This window comes from Enterobacter sp. BIDMC 27, assembly GCF_000534415.1.
Classification (GTDB): Bacteria; Pseudomonadota; Gammaproteobacteria; order Enterobacterales; family Enterobacteriaceae; genus Enterobacter; species Enterobacter hormaechei_C.
This window is the reverse complement of sequence record NZ_KI973178.1, coordinates 4288038-4298356: the sequence shown is the minus strand read 5'-3', so window position 1 is coordinate 4298356 and position 10319 is coordinate 4288038. Positions and strand designations below refer to the sequence as shown.

Below are 10319 nucleotides of genomic sequence, written 5' to 3'. Positions count from 1 at the left end.
GTTGCTTAATAGCGACACTTAGCCTGGAAATCATTCACCTGACAATCAATGCATTTTAGTAATAAAACGATTATTAATCATAAGGATAGTATCAATTTTTGCAATCTGGCACGCGCGTTGCATAATAGTGACCAGTGGCTCATTCACCTTCTTATGTCAGCCCCTTCGGGACGTGCTACATAAACTTCGAATGACGCACAAAAAGGTGCCTGCCGTCCAACTACTGATTATTGCAATGCTTTATCAGGCCAGGGCGAAACGTCGAGTTAGGCACCGCCTTATTCCATGACAAAGCCGGGTTTTTACCCGGCTTTGTTGTATCTGAAGGGCAGACTCAGTTACGCTCTCCTCAAACCCGGATGATGAGAGTAATGTGTTGAAACGCTGGCCCGCTTTCCCTCGCTCCCTGCGACAGCTCGTTATGATGGCCTTCCTGCTGATCCTGCTACCTTTGCTGGTTCTGGCGTGGCAGGCATGGCAAAGCCTGAATGCGTTAAGTGCCCAGGCGGCCCTGACTAACCGCACCACGCTTATTGATGCCCGCCGTAGCGAGGCAATGACCAACGCCGCGCTGGAGATGGAGCGTAGCTATCGCCAGTACTGCGTGCTGGACGACCGCACGCTGGCGAGGGTTTATCAGAACCAGCGTAAACGCTACAGCGAAATGCTGGATGCCCATGCCGGGGTCTTGCCGGATGACAAACTCTATCAGGCGCTGCGTCAGGATCTGAACGATCTGGCGCAGCTCCAGTGCAAAAACAGCGGTCCTGATGCCGCCGCCGCCGCCCGACTTGAAGCCTTCGCGAACGCCAATACGGAGATGGTGCAGTCCACCCGTACGGTTATCTTTTCCCGTGGCCAGCAACTCCAGCAGGAGATTGCCGAGCGCGGCCAGTTCTTCGGCTGGCAGGCGCTGGTGCTGTTCCTCGTCAGCCTTGGGCTGGTACTGCTCTTTACCCGCATGATCATCGGCCCCGTAAAGGGGATCCAGCGGATGATTAACCGCCTGGGGGAGGGCAAATCTCTCGGGGATACGGTTGTTTTTAAAGGCCCGCGCGAGCTGCGCTCGGTCGGTCAGCGTATCATCTGGCTTTCTGAACGCCTGGCGTGGCTGGAATCGCAGCGTCATCAGTTCCTGCGCCATATCTCACACGAACTCAAAACACCGCTGGCCAGTATGCGTGAAGGCACGGAGCTGCTGGCAGACGAAGTAGCGGGGCCGTTAACCCCTGAGCAAAAAGAGATCGTGGCGATTCTGGATGCCAGTAGCCGCAATTTACAAAAACTTATTGAACAACTGCTGGACTATAACCGCAAGCTGGCGGATGGTGCTGTGGTGCTTGAAAGCGTTGAGATTGAACCGCTGGTGGACATGGTGATCTCCGCCCATAGCCTGCCAGCAAGAGCTAAAATGATGCATACCCAGGTGGATCTCAATGCACCTTCCTGCCTGGCAGAGCCGATGTTGTTAATGAGCGTACTGGATAATCTTTATTCCAATGCGGTGCACTATGGTACTGAATCCGGTACCATTTATATCAGAAGCAATAACAACGGTTCGCGGGTATTTATTGACGTAGCGAATACGGGAAGCCCGATTCCGGATGATGAAAAAACGATGATCTTTGAGCCCTTCTTCCAGGGGAGTCATCAGCGAAAAGGTGCGGTAAAAGGAAGTGGTCTGGGGCTGAGTATTGCCCGCGACTGCATACGACGCATGCAGGGTGAGCTTAACATCGTGAGTGATGAACGCGCCGATGTCTGTTTTCGTATCGAACTGCCTCTTGAGCCGGAAAAATCAATGAAATGAATAATAACCTGGTGAGTATGTCACACGTCTTTTACCGCGCACTGCGCGCGGTGTTTTCCAGTAAAAATGTGCGCCTGAGCCTGCCCTGCTTACTGCTGGCCGGCTGTGTAACCCATGCGCCGAAAAGTGCAATTAGCCACAAACAGGAAGATAAATGGCCGCAAAAACAGCTGGCCGATTTCCTTTCAACACGTTGCGATGATATCTGGAACCTGTCGGGGCGTGATGTTGAATCCAATCCGCTGTTCTGGCTGCGCGGAATAGACTGCGCCCAGCGGCTGGCGCCCGCCGAGGCCCGTGCCCAGGCGGCGATTCTGGTGGACGATACCTGGCAGGACGCGTTTAAACGTGGGATCGTGATGGCGGATGCCAGAATCACGCCTGTCGAACGCCGCGCCAACGTGACGCGGCTGGATACTTACGTGATCAATATTCCCCCGCAGGTGCGCCCGGTCTATCAGCTCTGGCGGGATGGACAAACCCTGCAATTACAACTGTCTGAAGAGCGTTTCCGCTACAGCAAATTGCAGCAGTCGAGCGACAGCGAGCTTGATGCGCTTCGCCAGCAGCAGGAGTCGCTGCGCGAGCAGCTGGAAACCACCACCCGCAAGCTCGAAAATCTGACCGATATCGAAAGACAGCTCTCGACGCGTAAGCCGGCAGGCAGCTATCTGCCCGATGGGTCGAAAGGCAACTCTGCCACGACGCCAGACAGTGAGACGCCGAAACAAGAGGATGTGAAGCCATGACAAGCCGTAAACCTGCCCATCTGTTACTGGTGGATGACGATCCCGGGCTGTTAAAGCTGCTGGGAATGCGTCTGGTCAGCGAAGGCTACAGCGTGGTCACCGCTGAAAGCGGGCAGGAGGGGCTGAAAGTGCTCAGCCGCGAGAAAATCGATCTGGTGATTAGTGATTTGCGCATGGATGAAATGGATGGCCTGCAACTGTTCACGGAGATCCAGAAGCAGCAGCCCGGGATGCCGGTGATTATCCTCACCGCTCACGGATCTATTCCTGATGCGGTGGCCGCGACGCAGCAGGGGGTATTCAGCTTCCTCACCAAACCAGTGGATAAAGACGCCCTCTATAAAGCAATCGACAGCGCCCTTGAGCATGCGGCGCCATCCGGCGACGACGCCTGGCGTGAATCCATCGTGACGCGTAGCCCTGTGATGCTGCGCCTGCTGGAACAGGCGCGGATGGTGGCGCAATCCGACGTTAGCGTGCTGATCAACGGCCAGAGCGGGACCGGGAAAGAGATCCTGGCCCAGGCGATCCACAACGCCAGCCCGCGCAGTAAAAATGCCTTTATTGCCATCAACTGTGGCGCGCTGCCGGAACAGCTGCTTGAGTCTGAGCTCTTCGGCCATGCCCGCGGCGCCTTTACCGGCGCGGTGAGCAGCCGTGAAGGGCTGTTCCAGGCGGCTGAGGGGGGCACGCTGTTTCTTGATGAAATTGGCGATATGCCCGCGCCGTTGCAGGTCAAACTGCTGCGCGTGTTGCAGGAGCGAAAAGTGCGTCCGCTTGGCAGCAACCGCGATATCGATATCAACGTGCGTATTATTTCCGCTACCCATCGCGATTTACCCAAGGTGATGGCGCGCAACGAGTTCCGTGAAGATCTTTACTATCGACTGAATGTCGTCAACCTGAAAATCCCGGCGCTGGCCGAGCGTGCGGAAGATATCCCGCTGCTGGCAAATCACCTTTTGCGCCAGGCCGCTGACCGCCACAAACCATTCGTGCGCGCGTTCTCCACCGATGCGATGAAACGCCTGATGACCGCAAGCTGGCCGGGCAACGTACGCCAGCTGGTGAACGTGATTGAGCAGTGCGTGGCGCTGACGTCATCGCCGGTGATCAGCGATGCGCTGGTGGAGCAGGCGCTCGAGGGGGAAAACACGGCCTTACCGACGTTTGCGGAAGCGCGAAACCAGTTCGAGCTGAACTATCTGCGTAAGCTGCTGCAAATCACCAAAGGCAACGTGACCCACGCGGCGCGCATGGCCGGGCGTAACCGTACCGAGTTTTATAAATTGCTCTCACGCCACGAGCTGGAAGCGAACGATTTTAAAGAGTAATACCGCAAAATTCGCCTGAATATGATACTGTGAGCAACCGATTACGAGGCTGCTTACTGGCAAGAGTTTAAGGACCCACCATGAAAAAGATTGATGCGATTATTAAACCTTTCAAACTGGATGATGTACGTGAAGCGCTGGCAGAAGTAGGCATCACCGGGATGACCGTAACTGAAGTGAAAGGTTTTGGTCGTCAGAAGGGCCACACCGAGCTATACCGTGGCGCAGAGTACATGGTGGACTTTCTGCCGAAAGTGAAAATCGAGATCGTGGTGAGCGATGATATCGTCGATACCTGTGTGGATACCATCATCCGCACGGCGCAGACCGGTAAAATTGGCGACGGGAAAATCTTCGTCTTTGACGTGGCGCGCGTGATCCGTATCCGTACCGGCGAAGAAGACGACGCGGCGATTTAACATTCTTGCCGGGTGGCGCTGCGCGTACCCGGCCTAAAAAACCCTTCGTAGGCCCGTGCAAGCGCAGCGCCGCCGGGCGATTACAGCACTTTATGCGGGCCGAAACATTCGTAATGAATGTTGTCTTTATTCACGCCCAGGTCTACCAGCTGCTTCGCGGCATACTGCATAAACGCTACTGGCCCACAAACGTAGAACTGCATCCCCGGTGCGCTGAACGCCCCTTCATGCTGCCCTAAATTCATCAGGCCTTCGCTGTCGAAACGAGCCGCTGCGCGGTCTGCCTCCGTCGGCAGGCGATACCAGGTATGCGCGGTGAAACGCGGCAGGGTCGCTCCGAGCGCTTTGACTTCATCCGCAAAGGCGTGCACATCACCGTTCTCCGCCGCGTGGAACCAGTTAACCTGCGCGCTGTGGTTTGCTTTCGCCAGCGTATCCAGCATCGCCAGCATAGGCGTCTGACCCACGCCTGCGGAGATCAGCGTCACCGGGGTATTCGTATCAACGGCCATAAAGAAATCGCCCGCCGGTGCCGCCAGATGGACCACGTCGCCCACGCTGGCTTCGTTATGCAGCCAGTTGGATACCTGACCGCCTTCCTCACGTTTAACCGCAATGCGATAGCCTTTGCCGTCTGGCTTGCGGGTCAGGGAGTACTGGCGAATCTCCTGGTGCGGGAAGCCTTCAGGCTTCAGCCAGACGCCCAGATACTGGCCCGGCTGGTAATCGGCAACCGGCTGACCGTCCACTGGCTCAAACTCAAAGCTGGTGATCAGTGCGCTGCGCGGGGTTTTCTCAACGATGCGGAAGGCGCGCGTGCCTTCCCAGCCGCCATTCTTGCTGGCGTTTTCGCTGTAGATCTGCGCTTCACGGTTGATGAATACGTTTGCCAGTACGCCATAGGCCTTACCCCAGGCATCCAGTACTTCCTGGCCCGGGCTGAACATTTCGTCCAGGGTTGCCAGCAGATGACTGCCGACGATGTTGTACTGCTCAGGTTTGATCTGGAAGCTGGTGTGCTTCTGGGCGATTTTTTCCACCGCAGGCAGCAGAGCCGCCAGGTTTTCGATGTTGCTGGCATAGGCGGCAATAGCGTTAAACAGCGCTTCGCGCTGATCGCCGTTACGCTGGTTGCTCATGTTGAAAATCTCTTTGAGCTCCGGGTTATGCGCGAACATGCGATCGTAGAAATGGGCGGTCAGTTTAGGACCCGTTTCAACCAGCAGGGGGATTGTGGCTTTCACGGTAGCGATGGTTTGGGCGTCGAGCATAGCAGCTTCCTTCTGATGTTACTTTAATGATGTATTTTATATGCATCTTATAAAAATACCCCTGCAATGTAAATGGTTCTTTGCATCGTGAAAAATATGCATCACAAAGCTGAAAAGAAATCCGTTGAAAATGGCGAGAGCTTTATTGCTCAAACCCTTGCGTGGCGTGGAGGTAAACGTTTGCGTAAAATCGTTTGTCAAGACCTGTTATCGCAGAACTATTCAGTTATACTGTTGCCCGTCGTCCAACAGGACTGCCTTTTCAGGCCAAAAATTTACTTGTTAGCTGAGTCAGGAGATGCGGATGTTAAAGCGTGAAATGAACATTGCCGATTATGATGCCGAACTGTGGCAGGCTATGGAGCAGGAAAAAGTACGTCAGGAAGAGCACATCGAACTGATCGCCTCCGAAAACTACACCAGCCCGCGCGTAATGCAGGCGCAGGGTTCTCAGCTGACCAACAAATATGCTGAAGGTTATCCGGGCAAGCGCTACTACGGCGGTTGCGAATACGTTGATATCGTTGAGCAGCTGGCGATTGACCGTGCGAAAGAACTCTTTGGCGCTGACTACGCGAACGTCCAGCCGCACTCTGGCTCTCAGGCTAACTTCGCTGTTTACACCGCGCTGTTGCAGCCGGGCGATACCGTTCTGGGTATGAACCTGGCGCAGGGCGGCCACCTGACTCACGGCTCCCCGGTTAACTTCTCTGGCAAACTGTACAACATCATCCCTTACGGTATTGATGAGTCCGGTAAAATTGACTACGAAGACATGGCGAAGCAGGCCAAAGAGCACAAGCCGAAGATGATCATCGGTGGCTTCTCTGCTTACTCCGGCATCGTTGACTGGGCAAAAATGCGTGAAATCGCTGACAGCATCGGTGCGTACCTGTTCGTCGACATGGCGCATGTTGCCGGTCTGATTGCGGCAGGCGTTTACCCGAACCCGGTTCCACATGCGCACGTTGTGACCACCACCACCCACAAAACCCTGGCGGGTCCACGCGGTGGCCTGATCCTGGCGAAAGGCGGTGACGAAGAGCTGTACAAAAAGCTGAACTCCGCCGTGTTCCCAAGCGCCCAGGGCGGCCCGCTGATGCACGTTATCGCCGCGAAAGCCGTCGCGCTGAAAGAAGCGATGGAGCCAGAGTTCAAGGTTTATCAGCAGCAGGTTGCTAAAAACGCCAAAGCGATGGTGGAAGTGTTCCTGAACCGTGGCTACAAAGTGGTCTCTGGCGGGACTGAAAACCACCTGTTCCTGCTGGACCTGGTTGATAAGAACCTGACCGGTAAAGAAGCTGACGCAGCCCTCGGCCGCGCCAACATCACCGTCAACAAAAACAGCGTGCCAAACGATCCGAAGAGCCCGTTCGTGACGTCCGGTATCCGTATCGGTTCTCCGGCCGTAACTCGCCGTGGCTTTAAAGAAGCGGAAGTGAAAGAGCTGGCGGGCTGGATGTGTGACGTTCTGGACAACATCAATGACGACGCGGTTATCGAGCGCGTTAAAGGTAAAGTTCTGGACATCTGCGCACGCTTCCCAGTGTACGCATAATTCTCTGCGTCGCAGAACTGAAAAAGGCCGCTCATGCGGCCTTTTTTTATGGGCTAACGTCGGTCGAGGGAGATGGCCCCCGGCCCGGTAATCGCCAGCAAAATAAAGCCGCCAGCGATACTCACATTTTTGTAGAAGTTAATCATATTTGGCAGAACCGCATCGCCCGTCATATCCCAGTAGTGGTGACCAATCACCGCCGTTCCCAGCGTATAGAAGACAAAGATCACCGCGAGGGGGCGGGTGAAAAAGCCCAGCACGATCAGAATCGCGGCGGGGACTTCCATCACCACCGCAACAATGGCGGCCAGCATGGGCATGGGGGCGCCGAGCGACGTCATATACTGAACGGTGCCGCTAAACCCCGTCAGCTTGGGATAACCGAAAATAATAAACAGGACCACAATAGCAATGCGGGCAATTAAAAGCAGGAAAGAACGAGAGGAGCCGAAATCGAAATAACGTAAGTTGTTCATGGCAAACGACCTCTTCAGGCGATGTTCTTTAAACGTAATACAATTTTGCCGCTCTCGCCATACGCCGACCGGCTGTCCATGATGTTAATTTATCGTTAATTTATAGCGCGCTAACGACTTGCTAAAGTCAGGGATTAACGCCAGACTATCGCCTCCATTTCGGGAGGGATTCATGGTCTTGCATTCCACGCGCTGGCTGGCGCTCAGCTATTTCACCTATTTCTTTAGTTACGGTATTTTTTTGCCTTTCTGGAGCGTCTGGCTCAAGGGAATTGGTCTGACGCCTGAGACCATTGGCATCCTGCTGGGCGCGGGGCTGGTGGCACGTTTCCTGGGTAGCCTGCTGATTGCGCCCCGCGTCAGCGATCCCTCCTTACTGATTAAAGCGGTGCGAATTCTGGCCCTGCTGACGCTGGTCTTTGCGGCCTGTTTCTGGGTCAGCCATCAGTTTGCCTGGCTGATGGTGGTAATGGTTGGCTTTAATCTGTTCTTCTCCCCGCTGGTGCCGCTGACGGATGCCCTGGCGAACACCTGGCAAAAGCAGATCACCATGGACTATGGCCGCGTGCGCCTGTGGGGATCGATTGCCTTCGTGATCGGCTCTGCGCTGGTCGGGAAACTGGTCAGCCTCTATGACTATCGTGCCATTCTGGCGCTGTTAACGCTCGGCATCGCCTCGATGCTGCTCGGTATGTTGCTGCGTCCGTCGGTGATGCCGCAGGGCGAAAGCCGCCATCAGGAGAGCGCCGGCTGGCCCGCCTGGCGCTCGCTGGTGGCGCAAAGCTGGCGTTTCCTGGCCTGCGTCTGTCTGCTCCAGGGGGCACATGCGGCCTATTACGGCTTCAGCGCCATCTACTGGCAGGGGGCGGGCTACTCGGCTTCTGCGGTAGGCTACCTGTGGTCGCTCGGCGTGGTGGCGGAGGTCATTATCTTCGCGCTGAGCCAAAAACTTTTCCGTCGTTTCGGGGCGCGTGACCTGCTGCTGCTTTCCGCCGTTTGCGGCGTGGTGCGCTGGGGCATCATGGGCTGGACGACTGAGCTGCCGTGGCTGATTGTGGCGCAAATTCTACACTGCGGAACCTTCACCGTGTGCCATCTGGCGGCGATGCGCTACATCGCGGCGCGAGAGGGTGGGGACGTTATTCGTCTTCAGGCGGTCTATTCAGCGGTGGCGATGGGCGGCAGTATTGCGGTGATGACCGTATTTGCCGGTTTCCTCTATCAGCACCTGGGGCACGGTGTGTTCTGGGTGATGGCGCTGGTCGCTTTACCTGCCATCGTCATCCGCCCTAAAGTCGCTGCTCGCACGTAACTATGATTCGAGCATAACGCGAATATGTTCCTGCTGCTGCGTGTTCAGGGTCTCAACGGCATGAATGAGCGGCGGCGAGAACAGCGGCAAGGCGGTTGGATAAGGCGTAATGACCAGCGCCGCCTCGCGGGGGGCGCCCTCCTTCTTAAACGCCTCCAGGCTAAGATAACGAATATTGAGCGGCAGCAGCGTCAGCTCGCGAAGCTGCTGCTCAATTAACGCTTCGCAGGCTTTATCTTCCCCCGTTAACAGGACCACCTGTTTTTCATGCAGGTCGGTCTCCTGCATCAGCCAGGCACCAAAAATCACCGCCACCAGAGCCATCTCTTCACCGGAGAATCGCAGACCAAATTCGGCTTCCAGCTCAAACAGCGCCTCTTTAGTGGTGCGCAGCAGCCGGGGGTATAAACGGTGGATCTCTTCCGGCAGACTGTTGTCGATGCCGATGTCAAATAAGGAGCGGTCCAGCGCCTGAGCCAGATGAATATAAAGCTGATCGGTCAGCCCCTGCTCATCGCTGAAGTTCATCCCGGTTTGCGCCCGGAAGCGGGCAATCATACGCACGATGGCGCGACGCAGGCGCTGATCCTGCTGGTGTTTATCCATCACCGGGTCGGGTGTGCGAAGCATCATAAATAGCAGCGCCAGGAACAGCTGTTCATCGCTGTGCGTTCCCTGCGGGACGCGCCGTTTCCAGTGGCGGACAATTTCCTGCGCCGTAAAGTATTCCCCTCGGGACTGCGTCCAGCTGCGCTGAACGGGCGAAAACTCTGGCGTATTGCCCAGATGATGCTGAATCAGACAATATTGCAGATAAAGCTGTAAAAACTGTACGTCGCGGGACTCAAACTGGCGCTGAAGCTTGCGCGCGCAAAAGTTGATAAGCGCCCGAAGGTTCGCATCGTCATAAAGCGGGCGGGCAATGCCGTGCTGTTTAAGCGCGGTTTTTAAGGCAGGGGTAAACTGTTGGGCGACAAAATGTGGACAGAGCCGAAGTGCCCTGCGCAGCCAGTGCAGCAGGCACAAACGTTGATTAAGGGCGGAACCCTCAATTCGGTAGCAGCCATCATGGTGCGTGACGATATCAAGCCGATGATAGCGCTGGATTTCATCGCGCGTCTCGGCTATATCTTGCCGTGCCATGACGTCGTCCACGCCGTTGGCAGCGATTATGCTCTGTGCGGTGATGGCAGCATCGGGCAGGTAAAGCATCAAAAGCACCTGGCAGCGGCGCTGCGAACTGGAAAGCACAGATGGAATTTCAAGCGTCGTCATCATCTGTCGGGTATCCAGTGTGAATGTTTGATAAGAATAGCTAAAGGATGGGCGCTGAAAAGCGCACCGGCAGGCCTTTCACTCAGGATTGCTGGCGAACATCACAGAATTTTTG

General features: G+C 55.7%; 9 protein-coding genes. 6 read left to right on the top strand and 3 right to left on the bottom strand.

Annotated elements, in window-relative coordinates; all coding sequences use genetic code 11:
• Positions 1 to 376: 376 nt before the first annotated feature.
• The 4 genes from qseE to glnB all read left to right on the top strand — a co-directional run bounded on the left by qseE (position 377) and on the right by glnB (position 4312).
• A complete protein-coding gene (qseE, locus tag L463_RS02690; protein ID WP_032103989.1) occupies positions 377 to 1810 on the top strand; it encodes a two component system sensor histidine kinase QseE/GlrK in 1434 nt (477 codons plus the stop codon).
• Entirely contained in the window at positions 1807 to 2559 is a 753-nt protein-coding gene (gene qseG / locus L463_RS02695) for a two-component system QseEF-associated lipoprotein QseG (protein WP_032103979.1), read from the top strand. The genes qseE and qseG overlap by 4 nt, the downstream gene beginning before the upstream one ends.
• Positions 2556 to 3893 carry a two-component system response regulator GlrR gene (glrR, locus tag L463_RS02700; protein WP_015572150.1) on the top strand — a complete coding sequence of 446 codons (1338 nt, stop codon included), beginning with the start codon at positions 2556 to 2558 and terminating at the stop codon, positions 3891 to 3893. Before qseG ends, glrR begins: the two co-directional genes overlap by 4 nt.
• Before the next feature lie 80 nt (positions 3894 to 3973).
• On the top strand, positions 3974 to 4312 hold the full coding sequence (glnB, locus tag L463_RS02705) for a nitrogen regulatory protein P-II (protein ID WP_003860685.1): 339 nt from the start codon (positions 3974 to 3976) through the stop codon (positions 4310 to 4312).
• 80 nt (positions 4313 to 4392) lie between these two features.
• On the opposite strand, the gene hmpA is transcribed toward glnB, so the two are convergent.
• A complete protein-coding gene (hmpA, locus tag L463_RS02710; protein WP_023295160.1) occupies positions 4393 to 5583 on the bottom strand; it encodes an NO-inducible flavohemoprotein in 1191 nt (396 codons plus the stop codon).
• 304 nt (positions 5584 to 5887) lie between these two features.
• Here hmpA and glyA point away from each other — a divergent pair, with 304 nt between their 5' ends.
• A complete protein-coding gene (gene glyA, locus L463_RS02715) occupies positions 5888 to 7141 on the top strand; it encodes a serine hydroxymethyltransferase (protein WP_003860678.1) in 1254 nt (417 codons plus the stop codon).
• Positions 7142 to 7194: 53 nt separating this feature from the next.
• Here glyA and L463_RS02720 read toward each other — a convergent pair whose 3' ends face one another.
• A complete protein-coding gene (locus tag L463_RS02720; protein ID WP_015572152.1) occupies positions 7195 to 7617 on the bottom strand; it encodes a DoxX family protein in 423 nt (140 codons plus the stop codon).
• A gap of 172 nt (positions 7618 to 7789) precedes the next feature.
• Between L463_RS02720 and L463_RS02725 the strand changes: the two genes are divergently transcribed.
• Complete coding sequence (locus L463_RS02725; protein WP_023295157.1) at positions 7790 to 8929, top strand: 3-phenylpropionate MFS transporter; 1140 nt, start codon at positions 7790 to 7792, stop codon at positions 8927 to 8929.
• Here L463_RS02725 and csiE read toward each other — a convergent pair whose 3' ends face one another.
• Entirely contained in the window at positions 8930 to 10207 is a 1278-nt protein-coding gene (gene csiE / locus L463_RS02730; protein WP_023295156.1) for a stationary phase inducible protein CsiE, read from the bottom strand.
• Between the last annotated feature and the right edge of the window lie 112 nt (positions 10208 to 10319).